We start from the raw sequence: 18176 nt of genomic DNA on the forward strand, positions 1-18176 counted from the left end.
ACAGCGCGCGTCAATTGCTACATGCGATTGATCACGCTCTGCCGGTGTCGGCCCGGTAGGCCCTGGCCGCGAGCACGATCAGGATCGCGCTCCAGACCGCCACGACGATCCAGCCGCGCGCGTCCCAGGCCGAGCCGCCGAGCGCCACGCGGTTGGCCTGCACGAGGTAGTAGGACGGCAGGTTGACCGCGATGTCGTGCACGACGCCGGAGTCGCCGACCGGGAACCACGTGCCCGAGACGAGCGCCAGCAGCGCGGTCCCGCCGCCGAGCGCGGGGCCGATCGAGTCGGTCGTCAGCTTGTGGCCGAGCAGGACGCCGGCGGCGGCGAACGGGATCAGCCCGACGATCATCAGGCCGGTCATCTCCAGCCACTGGTCGGCCGGCAGCCGCACGCCGAGGATCGCGCCCGCGACGTAGAGCAGGACGATCGTCAGCCCCGCCATCAGGTAGGAGATCGTGATCTTCGCGCGCATGTAGGCGAACGGCCGCAGCGGGCTGATGCGCAGCTGGCGGTTCCAGCCCGCCTCGCGCTCGCCGGCGATCCGGGCGCCGGTCGAGAGCATCGCGGTCATCGTGCCCCACGAGGCCATCGACACCATGAAGTACAGCGGCGCGCTGAGGCCCGTGTCCTGCAGGTTGTGCTCGCCGCGGTTGGGCGCCGCGGTCAAGATGTACAAGATCAGCGGGAAGCCGAGCGAGAAGAAGAAGAAGCGCTTGTTGCGCAGCGCCCGCAGCAGCTCGAAGCGCGTGTAGGTCCAGGTGCTCATGATGTTCTACGCCTCGCCGATCGTGATGTTGGTCTCGTCGTCCTCGCCGCCGGTCAGCTCCAGGAACGCCTCTTCCAGCCCGGCGCCCGCGACCTCGACGTCGCTCGCGTTGTCATAGGTGTTGAGCAGCGTCCGCAGCGCGCGGTCCGAATCGGTGCAGCGCAGCGTGATTGCCTCGCCGCGGCGCTCGACGTTCGTCACGCCCGGCAGCGCGGCGAGCACGTCGGTCTCGACGCCGGGCAGCGTCGCCCGGATCGTGCGCAGGCCGACGCGCGCCTTGATCTCGGTCGTCGGCCCGTCGGCGACGACGCGCCCGTGGGCCATCAGGACCGCGCGGTCGGCGAAGTCGTCGGCCTCCTCGAGGTAGTGCGTGGCGAACACGATCGTCGTGCCCTGCGACGCGAACGCGCGCATCGTCGCCCAGAAGGCGTGGCGGCCCTCGACGTCCATCGCGACCGTCGGCTCGTCGAGCACCAGCAGCTCCGGGTTGCTGACCAGTGCGCAGGCGAAGCGCACGCGCTGGGCCTGGCCGCCGGAGAGCTTCTCGGTCCGCTGGTCGGCGGCGGCCTGCAGGCCGCACAGCGCCACGACCTCGTCGACGTCCATCGGGTTGGGGTACAGCGAGGCCATCATCGCGATGAGCTCGCGAACGGTCAGGAAGCGCAGGAGCGAGCCGGTCTGGAGCATCGCGCCGACGCGACCGCTCTGGACCGCCTCCTCCGGCGCGCCGCCGAAGAGCGAGACGCTGCCCCTGTCGGGCCGCGCGAGGCCGAGCAGCATGTCGATCGTCGTCGACTTCCCGGCCCCGTTGGGGCCGAGCAGCGCGACGGTCTCGCCCGGTGTGATCGCGATGTCCACGCCGCGGACGGCGCGGACCGGTCCGTTCGGCGTGCTGAACGTCTTGACCAGCCCCTGCAGCTGGATCCCGGCGCCGGACGCGGCGGTGCGCGCCGCGGCGGCGTCGGGTGTCGTGGTCGTGGTGAGCGCCATGGCCAGAACATTGCCCGACCTGCGTTCGGGCGGCCATGCGGCCACCTCCCGAGGCGCGCGTGACAGACGTCACGGCGCCTCGGCGACCCGTGTCACGCCCCGGTCGTGACGGGCTGCTCGCTGTCCTCCAGCGCGGCGGTGCGCGCGGACATCGAGCGGCCCATCGCCAGGACCTCCTGGTCCATCAGCGGCACGATCGACGGCGCGCGCCGGACCGTCTCCATCTCACCGATCTTCGTGGTCAGCGCGGGCTTCAGCCAGCGGATCGCGTTGACCCACTTCGGCACGCTGATCCGGCGGGCGCGCCGCTCGATGCCGGTCGCGAACGCGTCGGCGCAGGCCTCGACCGAGGTCGTGCCGCCGAGCGGGCCGGGCAGGGTGTCCAACATCTTCTGGAACGCGGTCAGGTCCCTCTTGGCGTCCTGGACCAGCGGCGTGTCGATCCACGACATGTGCGCGCTGCCGACCTTGACGCCGAGGTAGGCGACCTCGGGGCGCAGCGCGTTGGCGAAGTGCTCGGCGCCGGCCTTGGAGGCGTTGTAGGCGACGAGCCCGGGCGCGGCGGCGTAGGCGGCCAGCGAGGAGACGACCAACACATAGCCCTTGCGTTCGATCAGCGCGGGCAGCGCGGCGCGGACGGTGTGGAAGACGCCGTTGATGTTGACGTCGACGACCTGGCGGAACGTCGCCGGGTCGACCGCGAGGACCGAGCCGTAGGACGCGATGCCCGCGTTGGCCACCACGACGTCGAGGCCGCCGAAGACCGAGACGCCGTGGGCGACCGCGGCCTCCATGTCCTCCAACTTGGTCACGTTGCCGACGATCGACGTCGCGTTGCCGGCGCCGAGCTCGGCCTCCAGCGCGGCCAGCGGCTCGCGGTCGAGGTCGACCAGGACGACCTTCGCGCCCTTGCCGACCAGGCGCCGCGCGGTCTCCGCACCGACCCCCCGCGCGCCGCCGGTGATCAGGACGACCTGCCCCTTCAGCTTCTTCATGAACGCCACCGTACCCTCAACCGCGCCGGACCGCGCCCATGATCGTGGCGGTGAAGTCAGCGAGGCGGTCCGGCGCGTACTTGGTCGGGTCGCTGAGCACCAGCTTGGCGCCTTCCTCGCCGAAGGCGACGAGCAGGCGGGAGAAGAGCTCGGGGTCGAGGCCCTGCGGGCCGCCGCGGCGGGCGATGCCCTGCTCGGCGACCGGCTGCAGCAGGCCGACGAGCCCGGTCCGGACGCGCGCGAGCGTCGCGCGCAGCTCGGGCGGCGCGCCCTCGACGGGGAACAGCGCCAGCCGCCACGTGTCGGGCTCGGCGACGACGAGCGTCAGGAACGTCCGGACCGCCTCGATCAGGACCGTGTCCGGGTCCTCCTCGAAGTCGATGTCGGGGATGACCTTGCGGATCTGGCCGACCGCGCGCTGCTCGGTGCGCTCGATCAGCGCGTGCAGCATCCCCTCGAGGTTGCCGAAGTGCGAGTAGATGACCGTCCGCGCGATCTGGGCGTCGCGGGAGACGCGGTCGATCGACACCGCGCCGTAGCCCTCGGCCAGGACGATCTGCGAGAGGACGTCGAGCAGCTGGTCCCGGCGCTCTTGGGCGGACATGCGGGGCATCGGTCCGGATAGTGTATGTACACGGCTGTACGTACAGTCGTGTACATTGCCGCGCATCATGCTCCAAGCCGCAGCCGACACGCCCGCCGCGGGCGCACCGCTCCAGCAGATCCTGATCGCCTCGCTGTTCGCCTCGATCACGACGGCGGTCCTCCTGACGCTGATCATGCGCCACCGCTCGGGGCGCTCGGACCTCCTGTCGCGCGTGGGCGCGACGACCGGCCGCGCGCTCGGCATGGAGCCGTGGGCGGCGCTGCCGTTCCTGATCGCGACGCTCGCGCTCGGCTCCGGCGCGTTCGGCGTGTTCTGGGACATCTCGCTGCACATCGACACCGGTCGCGATCCCGGACCGCTCGCGAACCCCGCGCACTACTTCATCCTGCTCGCGCTGTACGGCGTCTTCGCCGCGGGGCTCGTGGCGTGCGCGCTGCACGAGGGCGCCGAGCGGCCGTCGCCGGTGGCGCTGAGGGTGCCCGGCGGCTCGGGCCTGACCGTGCCGGTCGGCGGCGCGCTGCTGATCACCTGCGGCGCGTTCGCGCTGACCGGCTTCCCGCTCGACGACTTCTGGCACCGGATGTTCGGCCAGGACGTGACGCTCTGGGGGCCGACGCACCTGGTGATGATCAACGGCGCGATCCTGTCGGTCCCGGTGCTGGCCGTGCTGGCGCTGGAGGCGCGCCGCGCGCGCCGTGCGGACAGCGAAGTGGCCGGCGCGCCCGAGCACGGCCCGCGCACGCTCTCGCTGGCCGAGCAGATCGTCCGGACGCTGCTGCCCGCCGCGCTGCTGTTCGCGATCGCGTTCTGGGCGACCGAGTTCGACTGGGGCGTCCCGCAGTACCGCGTCGTCTGGCACCCGCTGCTGCTCGCGCTCGCGGGCGGCCTGGCGCTGACGACCGGCCGGACCGTCCTGGGTCGCGGCGGCGCGCTGCGGGTGTTGTTGGTGTACCTGCTGATCCGCGGCGCGGTCGAGGTCGCGGTCTGGGTCCTGGGCCGCAGCGTCCCGTCGATGCCGCTGTTCGTGGTCGAGGCCGCGTGCGTCGAGGCGCTGGCGCTGGTCGTCAAGCCCGAGGGCGGCGGGACGCGCGCGCTGCGCTTCGGCGCGTTCGCGGGGCTGATCTGCGGGACGGTCGGCTTCGCGGCGCAGTACGCGTGGACGCACGTCTGGGCGCCGGTGCCGTGGACGCCGTCGCTGCTGGCCGAGGGGCTGCCGACCGCGGTCCTGGCCGGCGTCGCCGGCGGGTTGTTGGGGGCCTTGCTCGGCTCGGGCCTGCGCCGCGAGCTGCCCGCGCAGGCGGTCCGGCGCCGCGTCGGGATCGGCGCGGCGGCGGTCCTGGTCGCGCTCGGCGCCAACGCGTTGTGGGTGCACAACCCCGCGGGGCTGGGCGCCGACGTGACGCTGACGCCGGTCGCCGGGCACACGGGCGCCGCCGACCGCGAGGCCTACGTGACGGTCCGCTTCTCCGACGCCGCGCTGGCGCGCCGGGCCGAGATGCGCCAGGTGCTGGCGTGGCAGGGCGGCAAGCGCGTCTCGCGCCACCTCGACGAGATCGCGCCCGGCGTCTTCCGGACCGACGGCCCGGTCCCGCTCTACGGCGACTTCAAGACCAACCTGCGCCTGCAGTCCGGCCGCACGTTCGTGGCGCTGCCGCTGCACCTGCCGCGCGAGCCGTCGATCCCGACGCCGGGCGTCGTCCGGCCTGCGCACTTCCACGCCGCGTTCGTCAGCGACGTCCAGGCGATGCAGACCGAGCGCAAGGACTACGTGCCCGGCTGGCTGTGGACGCCGAGCGCGATCCTCATGTTGGTGTTCTGCGGCCTGTTCATCCTGGGGATCTCCACGGGCCTCGCGCGGGTCGCGGATGGTCCGGACGGCACGCCGCAGCCGCGCGAGCGCAGGCGGCGGCGCGCGGTGCGCACCGCCGCTCCGGCGACGAGCCGGGCCTAGGCCGCGGCGGGCGCGGGCGCGCGGTCCAGGCGCGCCTGCGCGGCGGCGGCGAAGTCGCCGATGGTGCTGGCGATCAAGCCCGGGTCATCCCACATCGGCGTGTGGCCGATCCCGGGGTGGATCCGGAACTCGAGCCCCGGGATCTCCGCGCGCAGGCGCGGGGAGTGCGAGCCGATCGGCAGGATCCGGTCCTTCGACCCCCAAGTGACCAGGACCGGGACGTCGATCCTGTCGAGGTCGAGGACCGGCGACTTGCCCTCGCGCAGCACCTGGTAGACGTCGTCGACGATCGAGCACGCGACCGACGAGCGCGCCATCTGCAGCGCCTCGGCGGCCGGGACCTGGTGGCCGCGCGTCATGACGTCGCGGAACGCGACGCGGCGCAGGCCCGGGCGGGCCAGGACCCTGGGGAGGAACGGCAGCGACCTCTTGGTCGTCGCCTGCATCCGCGAGAAGACCTTGATGACGCGCTCGACCGCGGCCCTGTCGTCGGGCGCGATCCCGCCGGCGGGCGAGATCCCGACGACGCTGCGCGCGCGGCCGCGCTTGGCCAGCTCCAGCGCCAGCGCGCCGCCCATCGAGTTGCCCGCGAGGTGCGCGGTCCCGACGCCGAGGCTGTCGAGGTGCCCCTCGAGCAGGTCGGCGGCGCGGCCGATCGAGTGCGGCGTGTCGGACTCCGGCAGCGGCTCGCCGCCGTCGTGGCCGTGCAGCGTCGGGGCGATCACCTCGAAGCGCGGGACCAGCTCGCCGAGCACCGGCAGCCAGCAGCGCCAGGTCGCCGTGAAGCCGTGGATCAGGACGAGCGGCTCGCCCTCTCCGGCGCGGTACAGGGCAGGGGAGATCTCGGGCATGGTCGAAGGATCATAGGTGTTCCTTGGAGCGCGCGCGACCGTTCCTGCCTCCTGGCAGGACGCGCACCTAGGCGGGACGTGGGTTCCCGCTTACGATCCGCCGCCACGCCATGGCTGCCGCGACCGTCCCGACCACGATGCGCCTGCTGGTCTCCTGCCCGGACCGGCCGGGGATCGTCGCCGCGGTCTCGCGCTTCCTGCTGGAGGCGGGCGCGAACATCCTGCACGCCGACCAGCACTCGACCGATCCGAGTGGCGGCGAGTTCTTCCTGCGGATGGAGTTCACGCTGCCGCCGGGCGTCGACCCGGATGCGCTGCGCGTCGCCTTCGGCAGGGGCGTGGCGGAGCCGTTCGTCATGCAGTGGTCGCTGTGGGACGTCGGCGCGCGCAAGCGCGTGGCGATCCTGGTGTCCAAGTACGACCACGCGCTGCAGGAGCTGCTGTGGCGCTGGCGGCGCAGCGAGCTGCAGGCCGACGTCGTGCTCGTCGCGTCCAACCACGAGGACCTGCGCGGCGACGTCGAGGGGCTCGGGATCGCCTACCACCACGTGCCGGTCACCGAGGAGGGCGGCGGCAAGGCGGGGTCGGAGGCGGCGCTGCTGGAGCTGCTGGGCGGCGTGCGCCCGGACCTCGTGGTCCTCGCGCGCTACATGCAGATCCTGTCCGGCGACTTCCTCGATCGGGTCGCTGCACCGGTGATCAACATCCACCACTCGTTCCTCCCGGCGTTCGCGGGCGCCGGCCCGTACGAGCGCGCGAAGGCGCGCGGCGTGAAGCTGATCGGCGCGACCGCGCACTACGTGACCGAGGAGCTCGACGCCGGCCCGATCATCGAGCAGGACGTCATCCGCGTCACGCACCGCGACGACGCGGCCGCGATGGCCCGCCGCGGTGCCGACATCGAACGCGCCGTCCTGGCTCGCGCCGTCGCCTGGCACTGCGAGGACCGCGTGCTGCGGCACGGGTCCACCACGGTCGTCTTCTCCAGCTAGCGCAGGCTCAGGCGGCGCCCGCCTGCGGTTCGTCGAAGGGGTCCGCGAGCACGTCGCGGAAACGCTCGTCGTCGCGCAGGGCGTCGATGAACGCCTCGCCGAGCGAGGTCAGGCCGAGCTCCGAGGTCTCAGGAACATGGGGCTCGGCGGCGTCCTGGTACGCGCGCCGGAAGCGCGCGCCGCAGCGATCGTCACGTCGGGTGGCCATGCCTCTTAGGACGGCCCGACCCCGATCTTGTGACCGCATTCCCAGGCTCCCCGGAAGAACTGGCCTCCCGGGGAGCCTGCGATGTGACAGGTCCTACGGTTGACGTTCCGTCAGCTGCGCTTGCGCGGCTTGCGCGGCTTCTGCGTCGGCTCGGGGCGGCCGGCCGAGGGATCGGGCGCGCCGACGGCGTCGAAGAGCATCGCGACCAGCGCGGTCTCGGTGCGGCTGCCGTTGGCGCCGGAGCGCCTGGTCGAGGACTCCTGGATCTTGTGGGCCTCGTCGACGAGCTTGGCGACGGCCTTCGAGAGCTGCTCGGCGCCCTTGGCGTCGAGCGAGAGGCGCAGGCGCTCCAGGCGCGCGTGGTCGCCGTCGAAGCCGCCGACGCCGGCTGCACGGGTCGCGACCTCGGTGGTCTGGGCGAGCTCCGCGCCGATGACGGCCTGCTTGGCGATCACCGAGACCGAGTCCCAGGTCGCGCCCCCAGACTTCGGCCGCGGCTTGGCCCGGTAGTGATGCTCGATCGCACCGCGGCGCGGCGTCTCGCGAACCAGCTCGAGCAGACCGAGCTCGTTCAGCTGGCGCACGTGGTAGGAGATCGTGCCGAGGGTCGCGTCGAGCACCTGGCTGAGCTCGACCGGGCTCGCGGGCTGCTCTTCCAGGATCCCGAGGATCCGGACGCGGAGGGGATGCGACAGCGCCTTGACGTACCGCTGATCGTCGACGCTCGTGATTGAAGGCATGTGCTTCCTCTGAGGTGTGGGAATGTTACTTCGTGAATCATCGCTCAGAATTGCGAACCGTGCGACGTTTCTTTCGCTGCAACGCGCCAACTGGCAGGTGCTTACGCGAGTTTCTAGAAGTTTTCGGTGAGCAACTGGTACATCCAGGTCCTGGATCGCGCGAATTGCGCGTCCGTTTAGGATCCGCTTCGTGTCCCGGAACCTCGCAGGCAAGACCCTGTTCATCTCCGGTGCCTCTCGAGGCATCGGACTCGCAATTGCCGTGCGCGCCGCGCGCGACGGCGCGAACGTCGCGCTGATCGCCAAGACCGCGGAGCCGCACCCCAAGCTCGAAGGCACGGTGTACACCGCGGCCGAGGAGATCGAGAAGGCCGGCGGCCAGGCGCTGCCGATCGTGGGCGACATCCGCGACGACCAGAGCGTCGCCGACGCCGTCGCCGCGACCGTCGAGAAGTTCGGCGGCATCGACATCTGCATCAACAACGCCAGCGCGATCAACCTGTCCGGCACCGAGGCCATGGACATGAAGCGCTACGACCTGATGCAGAGCATCAACACGCGTGGCACGTACTCCGTCAGCAAGGCGTGCATCCCGCATCTGAAGAAGTCCGACAACGGCCACGTGCTGACGCTGTCGCCGCCGATCTCGCTGCAGCCGCGCTGGCTCGGTGGCCACATCGGCTACACGATCGCCAAGTACGGGATGTCGCTCTGCACGCTCGGCATGGCCGAGGAGTTCCGCGCCGACGGCGTCGCCTTCAACGCGCTCTGGCCCAAGACGCTGGTAGCGACCGCGGCGGTCCAGAACCTGCTCGGCGGCGACGCCGCGATGGCGAAGTCCCGCAAGCCCGAGATCGTCGCCGACGCGGCCTACGTGATCCTGACCCGCGATTCGCGGGAGTACACGGCCAACCTCGCGCTGGTCGAGGACGTCCTCGCCGAAGCGGGCATCACCGACCTGTCCGCCTACTCCTACGGCGGCGACGACGCCGAGCTTCAGGCGGACCTCTTCGTCGACTGAACCACCCGGTCAGGGACCCCTCCACGCTGAGGGGTCCCGAAGACCGGCACTGCATGATCGATCAGCGGTCGTGCGCTTCTGGGGTGTTCACAGCCGGTTCCCAGCATCGAAGTGGTGCATGAGAGTTCTGTGAACGCGCGCGTTTCGTGCCGGAGGGCTCGGGTACTCCGGAAAACGTGCTGGTAGGGGAAACGGGTCAGAGGGTGTCGCGGCGTGCCTTGACGGCGGCGCTCGTGGTGATCGCGGTGCTGCTGGGCGCCGCCGGGCAGGCGCAGGCCATCGGGATCACGGGGGTGAGGGCCGCGCCCGACGACCCGCGTGCGGGCGCGCACTCGAACTTCAACCTCAGCTTCAACGTCGCCAACCCGTCCGACCACCTCAAGGACCTGACGGTGGACCTGCCGACCGGGTTGCTCGGCAACCCGATGTCGACCACGCAGTGCACGGAGGCCCAGCTCAACGCCGACGCGTGCCCGGCCGACTCGCAGGTCGGCACCACCACCACCAACGTCACCGCGCTCGGCCTCCCGCTCAGCGTGCCCGGCACGGTCTACAACGTCCAGCCGCCGGCCGGCGCGCCGGCGCAGCTCGGCCTCGTCCTGCGCCCGGTCCTCGGGCTGCTCGGGAAGATCTACATCGACGTCAGGATCCGCGTCCGCGACGAGTCCGACTACGGGCTGCAGACGATCATCAACAACCTGCCCAGGACGCAGGCCGGGCTGCCGATCGAGATCGACTCGCTGTCGCTCACGCTCGACGGCGCGCTGACCAACGGCAGGAACTTCATGGTCAACCCGACCACCTGCGCGACCGCGACGACGAAGGTCACCGCGGACTCCTACGCGTCGTCCAGGCCCGTCACCGCGACCGGCGCGTTCACGCCGACCGACTGCGGCGGCGAGCCGTTCCAGCCCGGCATGCAGATCGGCATCGACCAGCCGACGCCGGACACGATCACGCCGCACTCGATCGGGCTGACCCAGCCCGAGGATGTCAACGGCCGCGCGGTCTCCCACGTCAAGAAGGCGGTCGTGCGGCTCCCGGCCGGGACGTCGTTCAACCCGTCGATCGCCCCGACGCTGCAGCTCTGCTCGTCGGCGCAGTTCGGCGGCCAGGGCGACCCGAACGTCAAGTGCCCGGCCGCGTCGCTGGTCGGCCACGTCGCGTTCGACAACCCGCTGCTCGGCACGGTGCCCGGCGACGTCTACTTCGGGCGGGAACCGAGCAACCCCTACATGTTGTACATCATCGGCCAGAAGTCGGGCGTGACCGTGAAGATCAAGGCGGTCGTCGATCCCGACGACGACACCGGCCAGATCACGACGACGTTCGACAACCTGCCGCAGGTGCCGTTCACGAAGTTCAACCTGTCGTTCATCGGCGGGCCGCGCGGCGTCCTGGTCACGCCGCCGTCGTGCGGCACCTACACCGGCTCGATCACCGCGACGCCGTACAGCGGCGGCCCGTCGCAGACGCCGACCACGCAGTTCCAGATCTCCGACGACCAGAGGGGCGGCTGCTTCCCGAGGGAGAGCCCGACCGTCTCCGGCGACGTCGACAACCACAAGGCCTTGGCGAGCCCGTCGATGGACCTCGACGTCGTCCGGCCGGTCGACTCGCGCCGGCCCGCCAAGCTCGACGTCGCGCTGCCCAAGGGCCTGCTCGGCAAGATCAACGCGATCCCGCAGTGCAGCGGCGCCGACGGCAACGCCGGCACCTGCGCGTCCAACACGCAGATCGGGACCGTGACCGTCCAGGCCGGCTCCGGCCCGCTGCCGATCACGCTCAGGGGCAACGTCTACCTCGGCACCGGGACCGCGAACGCGGTCGCGCGGATCTGGCTCGACATCCCGGTCAGGGTCGGGCCGATCGACCTCGGCGTCTTCACGCTCGGCAACCTGCTCACGCTCGGCAGGACCGACGGGCGCGTGCACGTCAACGCGAGCATCCCCGCGGCGTTCAAGGGCTTCCCGCTCGGCCTGCGCGAGCTGAAGCTGACGATCGACCGCAGGGGCTTCCTGCAGAACCCGTCGGGCTGCGACGCGCGCTCGTTCGACGTCACCGCGACCGCCTACGACGGCACGACCGGCTCGGGCTCCGGGCCGTTCCAGGCGCGCGCGTGCGACGAGCTGAGGTTCGCGCCCAAGGTGTACACGTCGGTCGAGGACCCGAAGGTCAAGGCCGCCAACTCGCAGCCGCCGTTCGAGACCGAGATCGTCCCGAACGCGACCGACTCGGCGCTGCAGCACGTGCAGGTGCTGGTCTCCGCCGCGATGCAGCCGAACCCGGCCGCGCTGTCGGAAGGCCTCTGCCCGCCCGCGCAGCTGGCCGCCGAGCAGTGCCCGGCCGGCTCGCTGATCGGGACCGCCACGGCGACCACGCCGTTGTTGAAGGACACGCTCAGGGGCAACGTGTACCTGAGCGACATCGGCACGCCCGCGCCCGACGAGGAGGGCGTCGAGCTCCCGTACGCCTCCGTCTTCCTGAAGGCGCCGGGCGTCGACCTGCGCCTCGACGGCCAGCTGCGGCTCAGCCCGAACGCCGGGCGCCTGCAGGCCGACTTCGACGGGTTGCCGGACGTCCCGCTGACCGACTTCAAGTTGTCGTTCTACGGTGCGCGCACCGGCCACGCCGGGCCGTTCACCAACGTCGCCGACCTGTGCTCGGCGGAGTTCGCGCCCAGCGACGCGACGCTGTTCAGCCAGGCCGAGCAGAGGGCGGTCGCCCAGCCGGTGCTCGACGCCGCCGCGTGCCGCAGGGGCGCGCTGGTCCGTGCCGACGTCTCCGGCCTCGGGACGTCCAAGCCCGCCGCCGCGATCACCGTCGGCCGCTCGCCGACCAACCGCGACAACTTCCGCCAGGTCACGATCCTGGTGCCCAAGGGCCTCAGCGGCCGCCCGGCCAAGGCCGGCGCGATCTCGGTCCTGTCCAACGGCAGGCGCCTGGCCAAGAAGCACTGGAAGCTGACCAAGGGCAAGCTCACGATCAGGATCCCCTCCAAGGGCGCGGGCAAGGTGCTGGTCGTCTTCAAGAAGGGCGCGATCGTCCCGACCGACGCCACGCGGAGGAAGGCCCGCCAGGTCACCTCCGGCCTCTCCGGCGCCCGTCCCGTCAAGTTGAGGTTGTCGGTCTACGCGACCGAGCTCAAGGGCCGCAAGACCAGGACGACCGTCGACGTCGACGGCCGGCCCTAGCGCCGCGGCGCTAGATCACGCCGACGAGCGCGGCGCAGACCCAGTTCGACGCGCCGGCGCCGTTGTTCCACAACTTGGCGGCGAGGCGGTCCTGCTCGGCCTTGGAGGCCTTGTAGGCGGCGGAGGTGGAGCCGCCGAGGCCCTTCCAGGTCGCGGGCATCATCTGGTAGTAGCCCGACGCGCCGGCGGAGTTGGGCGGCAGGTTCTGGCCGCCGGACTCGCACTGCACGACCGCCCACGGGATCGACCAGGGGCCGCCGGGGCCGGCCTTGTCGACGGCCGCCTTCGCGCGCGCCGCCAGCAGCTTCTTCAGCGTCCTCTGCGCCGACAGGCGCGACGAGCGCGTCGCCTGCAGCGCCGCCAGGCGCGCCGCGCGGGCCTGCGCCAGCGCGTCCCGGCGTGCGGCCGCCGCGGCCTCCATGCCGGCGAGCGCGTTGCGCTCGCGCTGCACGGCGGCGGTCTCGGCGATCCGCTTGGTCTGCAGGACCTTCAACTTGATCGTCTCGCTCGTCGCGTCCCTGCGGGCGTCCTTGACGAGGTCGACGATCTGGGTGTCCGAGCGCTCCACACGATGGAGGAACTCCATGCGGTCGAGGAGATCGGCGAAGCCGTGCGCGTCGAGGACGACTGACACGATGTCGGGCTTGTCGGTCATGTACTGCTGGCGCAGCATCTCGGTCAGGACGCTGCGGCCCTCGGCCAGGCGCTTCTTCAGCCGCGCCAGCCGCTTGCGCTCGAACGCCAGGTCGGTCTGCGTCTGGCCCAGCCGCGCCTGCGAGGCGTTCAGCTCGGCCTGCGCGTCGGCGAGGCGGCCGTCGATGATCGCGACCTCCCTGGCCATCGCGCGCTCCAGCCGCCCGAGATGCGCGGCGGCGTCGCCGAGCGCGGCCTCGCGGACCCTGCTGCTGTGGATCGTCGAGCGCAGCCTGCCCTCCGACGCGCCGTGCGCGCGCGTGACCAGGAACGTCAGCGCGCAGAGCGCGACGAACACGGGCAACACGGCATGGGGAAGGCGGCGCACGGACACGGCGGCCGCGTCACGCTAGCGAGGCGAACCCCTTCAAACTGCAGGGGGAATTGCAGGCTGCGGCAGGTCCCGCAGCGCCGCGAACGCCGGGCCGAGCGCGTCGTAGAGCGCGTCGAAGACCGGCAGCATCGAGGCGTACATGTCGCGCGCCGCCGGATCCGGGGTGCGCGTCTCCTCGACGGCGATCAGCTCGGCGGCGCGGTCGAAGGACGCGATCACGCCCAGCGCCTCCATCCCCAGCAGCGCCGCGCCGAAGCCCGAGCCCTGGTGGCCCTCGGGGAAGCCGACGTCCTGGCCGAGCGCGTCGCACAGCAGCTGCCGCCACAGCTCGGAGCGCGCGAAGCCGCCGGTCGCGCGGATCTCGCGGACCTCCTGGCCGGCGTCGCGCAGCGAGGCGAGGACGAGCGCGAGCTGCTGGCAGACGCCCTCCAGCGCCGCCCGGACGAGGTGCTCGCGCCGGTGCGCGCGCGTCAGCCCGACGTAGGCGCCGCGCGCGAGCGTCGACCAGTGCGGCGCGCGCTCGCTGAGCAGGTAGGGGAGCATGATCAGCGCGTCGGAGCCCGGAGGCGCCTGCGCGGCGATCTCCATCATCTTGCTCTCCTCGTGGGCGCCGAGCTCGGGCGCCAGCGCCTCCTGGGCCCACTGCAGGACGACGCCGCCGTTGTTGATGGCCCCGCCGACGACCCAGCGGCCCTCGCTCAACATGTAGGAGAAGACGCGGCCGCGCGGGTCGACGACCGGCCTCTCGACCATGCAGCGCAGCGCGCCGGAGGTCCCGATCGAGCAGGCGGCGACGCCCGGCGACGTCGCGCCGACGCCGAGGTTGGCCAGCGGGCCGTCGCCCGCGCCGAGCACGAGCGGCAGCGCGCCGGAGCACCCCAGCTCGCGCGCGCCCTCGGCCGAGAGCGACATGATGTGCTTGGTCGGCGCCAGCTCGCACAGCTGCTCGCGCGCGATCCCGGCGACCTCGAGCGACTCGTCGAGCCACTCCAGCGTCTGCACGCTCATCAGGCCGGTGGCGCTGCCCGACGAGTGCTCGGTGATCCACGCGCCGGTCATGCGGTGCACGACCAGCTCCTTGACCCCGCACCAGCGCGCGACCTGCGCGTGCAGCTCCGGCTCCTCCTCGCGGAACCACACCAACTTGGTCAGCGGCGACATCGGGTGCAGCGGCGTGCCGGTCTGACCGTGCAGGTGCGGGCGCTCGCGCTTGAGCCGCTCGGCCTGCTCGGACGCGCGCTGGTCGGCCCACGTCAGCAGGTCGGTCAGCGGGGCGCCGTCACCATCCACACCAACAAGCGAGTGCAGCGCGGTCGAGAACGACAGCCCCGCCACGTCCAGGTCCGCCTCGCGCGCGGCGGCGAGGGCGCGGCGGGTCGCCTCGACCACCGCGTCCACCACGACGCCCGGCTCCTGCACCGCCCACCCGGGCTGCGGCTCCAGCAGCGGGTACTCGACCTCGTTCGCGCCGGTCTCGTGGCCGTCGGCATCGAACGCGCCCGCCTTGGCGGACGTCGTCCCGATGTCGATCCCGACGACGACAGCTCGGGTCATTCGGTCACCACGATCACACGATCACGGACAGGATCATGACGCCGGCCATCCCGACGCAGGAGATCAGCGTCTCCATCAACGACCAGGTCTTGAACGTGTCCTTGACCGACATCCCGAAGTACTGGTTGATGAGCCAGAAGCCGGCGTCGTTGACGTGCGACAGGAACAGCGAGCCGCAGCCGATCGCCAGCGCCAGCAGCGGCGCGTTGACGCTGTGGTCGTGGGCGACGATCGGCGCCATGATCCCGGCGGCGGTCGTGATCGCGACCGTGGCGCTGCCCGTCGCCAGCCGGATCAGCACCGCGACCAGCCACCCCAGCAACAGCGCCGAGATCCCCGCCGACTCGACGCCCTTGGCGATCGAGTCGCCGATCCCGGAGTCGATCAGGATCTGCTTGAACGCGCCGCCCGCGCCGATGATCAGCAGGATCGTCGCGGCCGGGGCGAGGCCCTCGGTCAGGAAGTCGCGCAGCTGGTCGCCCTTGAAGCCGCGGGCGTAGCCGAGCGTGTAGAGCGACACGATCACGGCGATCAGCAGCGCGATGATCGGGTCGCCGACGAAGTCGATCCACGTGCGCACCGTGTCGCCCTCGTCGAACGTCAGGTCGACGAACGTCCGGACCAACATGATGGCCACGGGCAGCGCGATCGTGAACAGCGTGACGCCGAAGCTCGGCGGGTTGTCGTGCCTGGAGGACTTGGCGACCTGGTCGATCAGCGCCTGCGGCGGGTTGGCGGTCGCCCAGCGCGACGCGTACCTGGCGAAGATCGGCCCGCACAGCGCGACGGTCGGGATCGCGATGATCAACCCATAGGCCAACGTCGTCCCGAGGTTGGCGTTGAGCGCGCCGATCGCGATCAGCGGCCCGGGGTGCGGCGGGACCAGCCCGTGCAGGACCGACAACCCGCACAACGCCGGCAGGCCGAGCAGCAGGTAGGTCCGGCCGTCGATCTCCACGCCCTCCTCGTGCAGCTCGCGCACGACGGTGAAGATGATCGGCACCAGCAGCACGACGCCGATCTCGAAGAACAAGGGGATCCCGACGATCAGCGCGATCAGCGCCATCGCCCACGGCAGCCGCTTCGGGCCGGAGTGGTGGATGACGGTCGTCGCCACCTGGTCGGCGCCGCCGGACTCGGCCAGCAGCTTGCCGAGCATCGTGCCGAGCGCGAGGACGATGCCGACGTTGCCGAGCGTCGAGCCCGCGCCGTCCTCGAAGGAGGACAGCACCTTGTCCGGGCCCAGCGGCGCGGCGAGCCCGAGGCCCAGCGCGCCGATCGTCAGCGCCAGGAACGGGTGCAGCTTGAAGCGCGCGACGAGGATCACGATCGCGGCGATCGCGATCACGAGCTTGATGATCAGGAGGGTGTCGTGGTGGTTCCACATGGGCGTGGCGACCCTACCCCGAACGCCGTCCTCCCGATCCTGTGTTAGGGTTCCCTAAGGCATGACCAACCGTCAAGGTAGGAGATAGTAAGTGGGACGCTACACGGGACCGGTCGAGCGGCTCTCGCGGCGCGAAGGCGTCGAGTTGTACTTGAAGGGCCTGCGCGCCATCAACGGCAAGTCCGCGCTGACGCGGCGCGGCCCGCTGCCGCCCGGCCAGCACGGCAACCGGCGGCCGAACAAGGCCTCGGTCTTCAGCACGCAGCTGCGCGCCAAGCAGCTCGCCAAGCGCTACTACGGGGTGCGCGAGAAGCAGTTCCGGCGCTACGTCGACCGCGCCGAGCGCGCCGGCGGCCGGACCGGCGAGCAGTTGTTGGTGCTCTTGGAGCGCCGCCTCGACAACGTGGTCTACCGGCTCGGCTTCGCCTCGACCCGCGCGCAGGCGCGGCAGTTCGTCGGCCACGGCCACATCCTGGTCGACGGCGCGCGCGTCGACATCGCGTCGTTCGCCGTCAGGCCCGGCCAGGTCATCACGCTCAAGCCCGACGCGCCGATCGAGCCGCTGGTCCGTGAGGCGACCGAGCTGACCTCGGGCATCGGCCCGTGGCTGCAGGCCGACTTCGACGGCCTCGCCGGCAAGGTGCTGCGCCTCCCCGAGCGGCGGGAGATCCCCGCGCCGATCGAGGAGCAGCTGATCGTCGAGTTCTACTCCCGCCGCTGATGAGCGACTTCGCGCGGTTGGCGGGCCAGCAGTGCCCGCCGCACGAGGCGCTGGCGCTGGAGCTGGCGGTCGAGCTCGGCGGCGCCGGCGGCGTCGAGATGGCCAAGCGCACGCTGACCGTGATGGCGCGCGGGCTGCCGCAGGATGCGACCGAGCCGCTGCAGCAGCTCGAGGCGCTGCGGGTCGTCATGGGGCGCGCGATGAGGCCGCGGACCGACGGCATGTACCTGCTGCCGGAGATCCTGCGCGCGGGCAAGGGGCATCATGTAGGGGTTGCCGTCGCGCTGGCCGCGCTCGGCGAGCGCGCGGGCTGGAACGTCGCGCTGGTCGGGCACAACATGAAGCTCTACCTCGCCCACCGCGACCTGGCGCCGACCGCGATCCTCGATCCCGGCCGGCCGGAGGCGCTGATCGACCCGCGGATCCTCGAGGTCGACCTCGCCTGGCGCTGCGCCCACGAGGCGACCGGCGTCATCCTGCGCCACCTCGCCGTGCACGCCGAGCGCTCCGGCGACCTGACCCGCGCGCTCGGCGCGTCGGCGCTGCTGCTGGCGCTCCCGGTCGACGAGCAGTCCCGCAGCGCGCAGTCGGCGATGCACCAGCGGCTGCTGTCGCGCCTGAACTGAGTACCGTCTTGCGCATGGCCCTGCTGTCGCGCACGTCGCCCACCTGGCCGGTCGCGGCCGGCTCGCTGGCGCTCGGCTTCGCGGTCGCGCAGGCGACGGGCGTCCGGCCGCTCGGCGGCGTCGTGCTGGTCGCGGGCTGCGCGTGGTGCGGGCTGCGGTGGAGGGAGCGGGTCGGCAACGGCAAGACCGCCGGGCTCGTCGGGCTCTACCTCGCGGCGTTCGTCGGCTCGCATGTCCTGGGACATGCGATCGGGGCGTGGCCATCCGTGGCCGTGGTGAGCGCCGTCGTCGCTGCCGGCACCTATGCAGTGGCAGACGGGCGGCCGGCCCGGCGCGTCGTCAGCGCCTAGGCCGAGCGCGCGGTCATCCCCGCCTGCGCCCCGGCGCCGCCGGCAATCCCCGAGCCGTGCGGCGCTCGCACCGGCATCGCGGGCATCCCGGCCTGGGCAAGTTGCACCTGACGGGCGTGCAGGTCCAGCTCCCGGGCCAGGATCGCCTGGATGCGATGCGCGTGCGACTGCATGGGCGCATCCTCTTATCCAC

The 18176-nt window shown here is 71.9% G+C and carries 18 protein-coding genes; 7 read left to right on the forward strand and 11 right to left on the reverse strand.

The window, feature by feature from the left end:
• Positions 1–31: 31 nt before the first annotated feature.
• The 4 genes from H030_RS34325 to H030_RS39835 form a co-directional block, all read right to left on the reverse strand.
• Positions 32–769: an ABC transporter permease gene (locus H030_RS34325; RefSeq protein ID WP_051223474.1), complete on the reverse strand. Its 738-nt coding sequence runs from the start codon at positions 767–769 to the stop codon at positions 32–34.
• 6 nt (positions 770–775) lie between these two features.
• Positions 776–1759, reverse strand: coding sequence for an ABC transporter ATP-binding protein (locus tag H030_RS34330; RefSeq protein WP_035129274.1), 984 nt, complete (start codon positions 1757–1759; stop codon positions 776–778).
• Positions 1760–1851: 92 nt separating this feature from the next.
• Positions 1852–2754, reverse strand: coding sequence for an SDR family oxidoreductase (locus tag H030_RS0122220; protein WP_027007744.1), 903 nt, complete (start codon positions 2752–2754; stop codon positions 1852–1854).
• Between the two features lie 16 nt (positions 2755–2770).
• A complete protein-coding gene (locus H030_RS39835) occupies positions 2771–3367 on the reverse strand; it encodes a TetR/AcrR family transcriptional regulator (protein WP_196809233.1) in 597 nt (198 codons plus the stop codon).
• 58 nt (positions 3368–3425) lie between these two features.
• Here H030_RS39835 and H030_RS0122230 point away from each other — a divergent pair, with 58 nt between their 5' ends.
• A complete protein-coding gene (locus H030_RS0122230) occupies positions 3426–5312 on the forward strand; it encodes a hypothetical protein (protein WP_035129276.1) in 1887 nt (628 codons plus the stop codon).
• Here the strand turns inward: H030_RS0122230 and H030_RS34340 are convergent.
• Positions 5309–6163: an alpha/beta fold hydrolase gene (locus tag H030_RS34340; protein WP_051223478.1), complete on the reverse strand. Its 855-nt coding sequence runs from the start codon at positions 6161–6163 to the stop codon at positions 5309–5311. The genes H030_RS0122230 and H030_RS34340 overlap by 4 nt on opposite strands.
• A gap of 110 nt (positions 6164–6273) precedes the next feature.
• On the opposite strand from H030_RS34340, the gene purU reads away from it, so the two are divergent.
• On the forward strand, positions 6274–7155 hold the full coding sequence (gene purU / locus H030_RS0122240; protein ID WP_027007746.1) for a formyltetrahydrofolate deformylase: 882 nt from the start codon (positions 6274–6276) through the stop codon (positions 7153–7155).
• A gap of 7 nt (positions 7156–7162) precedes the next feature.
• Here the strand turns inward: purU and H030_RS0122245 are convergent, their stop codons facing one another.
• Both H030_RS0122245 and H030_RS37720 read right to left on the reverse strand, forming a co-directional pair.
• The gene (locus H030_RS0122245) at positions 7163–7363 is read right to left on the reverse strand and encodes a hypothetical protein (RefSeq protein ID WP_027007747.1); all 201 of its coding nucleotides are present in this window, start codon (positions 7361–7363) and stop codon (positions 7163–7165) included.
• 110 nt (positions 7364–7473) lie between these two features.
• Positions 7474–8103 (reverse strand): winged helix-turn-helix domain-containing protein, encoded by a 630-nt coding sequence (locus tag H030_RS37720; protein WP_051223480.1) that lies wholly within the window; start codon positions 8101–8103, stop codon positions 7474–7476.
• 190 nt (positions 8104–8293) lie between these two features.
• On the opposite strand from H030_RS37720, the gene H030_RS0122255 reads away from it, so the two are divergent.
• Both H030_RS0122255 and H030_RS0122260 read left to right on the forward strand, forming a co-directional pair.
• The gene (locus H030_RS0122255) at positions 8294–9124 is read left to right on the forward strand and encodes an SDR family oxidoreductase (protein ID WP_035129278.1); all 831 of its coding nucleotides are present in this window, start codon (positions 8294–8296) and stop codon (positions 9122–9124) included.
• A gap of 218 nt (positions 9125–9342) precedes the next feature.
• Positions 9343–12318: a hypothetical protein gene (locus H030_RS0122260; protein ID WP_027007749.1), complete on the forward strand. Its 2976-nt coding sequence runs from the start codon at positions 9343–9345 to the stop codon at positions 12316–12318.
• A gap of 10 nt (positions 12319–12328) precedes the next feature.
• Here H030_RS0122260 and H030_RS37725 read toward each other — a convergent pair whose 3' ends face one another.
• The 3 genes from H030_RS37725 to H030_RS0122275 are packed head-to-tail and all read right to left on the reverse strand — an operon-like array spanning position 12329 to position 16286.
• Positions 12329–13318: a transglycosylase family protein gene (locus H030_RS37725; protein WP_051223482.1), complete on the reverse strand. Its 990-nt coding sequence runs from the start codon at positions 13316–13318 to the stop codon at positions 12329–12331.
• A gap of 60 nt (positions 13319–13378) precedes the next feature.
• On the reverse strand, positions 13379–14899 hold the full coding sequence (locus H030_RS0122270) for a gluconokinase (protein WP_027007750.1): 1521 nt from the start codon (positions 14897–14899) through the stop codon (positions 13379–13381).
• Positions 14900–14912: 13 nt separating this feature from the next.
• On the reverse strand, positions 14913–16286 hold the full coding sequence (locus H030_RS0122275; protein WP_027007751.1) for a GntP family permease: 1374 nt from the start codon (positions 16284–16286) through the stop codon (positions 14913–14915).
• 91 nt (positions 16287–16377) lie between these two features.
• Between H030_RS0122275 and rpsD the strand changes: the two genes are divergently transcribed.
• The 3 genes from rpsD to H030_RS0122290 are packed head-to-tail and all read left to right on the forward strand — an operon-like array spanning position 16378 to position 17983.
• Positions 16378–17007: a 30S ribosomal protein S4 gene (gene rpsD / locus H030_RS0122280; RefSeq protein ID WP_027007752.1), complete on the forward strand. Its 630-nt coding sequence runs from the start codon at positions 16378–16380 to the stop codon at positions 17005–17007.
• Positions 17007–17633 (forward strand): hypothetical protein, encoded by a 627-nt coding sequence (locus H030_RS0122285; RefSeq protein WP_027007753.1) that lies wholly within the window; start codon positions 17007–17009, stop codon positions 17631–17633. Before rpsD ends, H030_RS0122285 begins: the two co-directional genes overlap by 1 nt.
• 14 nt (positions 17634–17647) lie before the next feature.
• Complete coding sequence (locus H030_RS0122290) at positions 17648–17983, forward strand: hypothetical protein (RefSeq protein WP_035129280.1); 336 nt, start codon at positions 17648–17650, stop codon at positions 17981–17983.
• Here the strand turns inward: H030_RS0122290 and H030_RS39315 are convergent.
• On the reverse strand, positions 17980–18156 hold the full coding sequence (locus tag H030_RS39315) for a hypothetical protein (protein WP_155892217.1): 177 nt from the start codon (positions 18154–18156) through the stop codon (positions 17980–17982). The genes H030_RS0122290 and H030_RS39315 overlap by 4 nt on opposite strands.
• Positions 18157–18176 lie beyond the last annotated feature (20 nt).

This window comes from Conexibacter woesei Iso977N, assembly GCF_000424625.1.
GTDB lineage: Bacteria > Actinomycetota > Thermoleophilia > Solirubrobacterales > Solirubrobacteraceae > Baekduia > Baekduia woesei_A.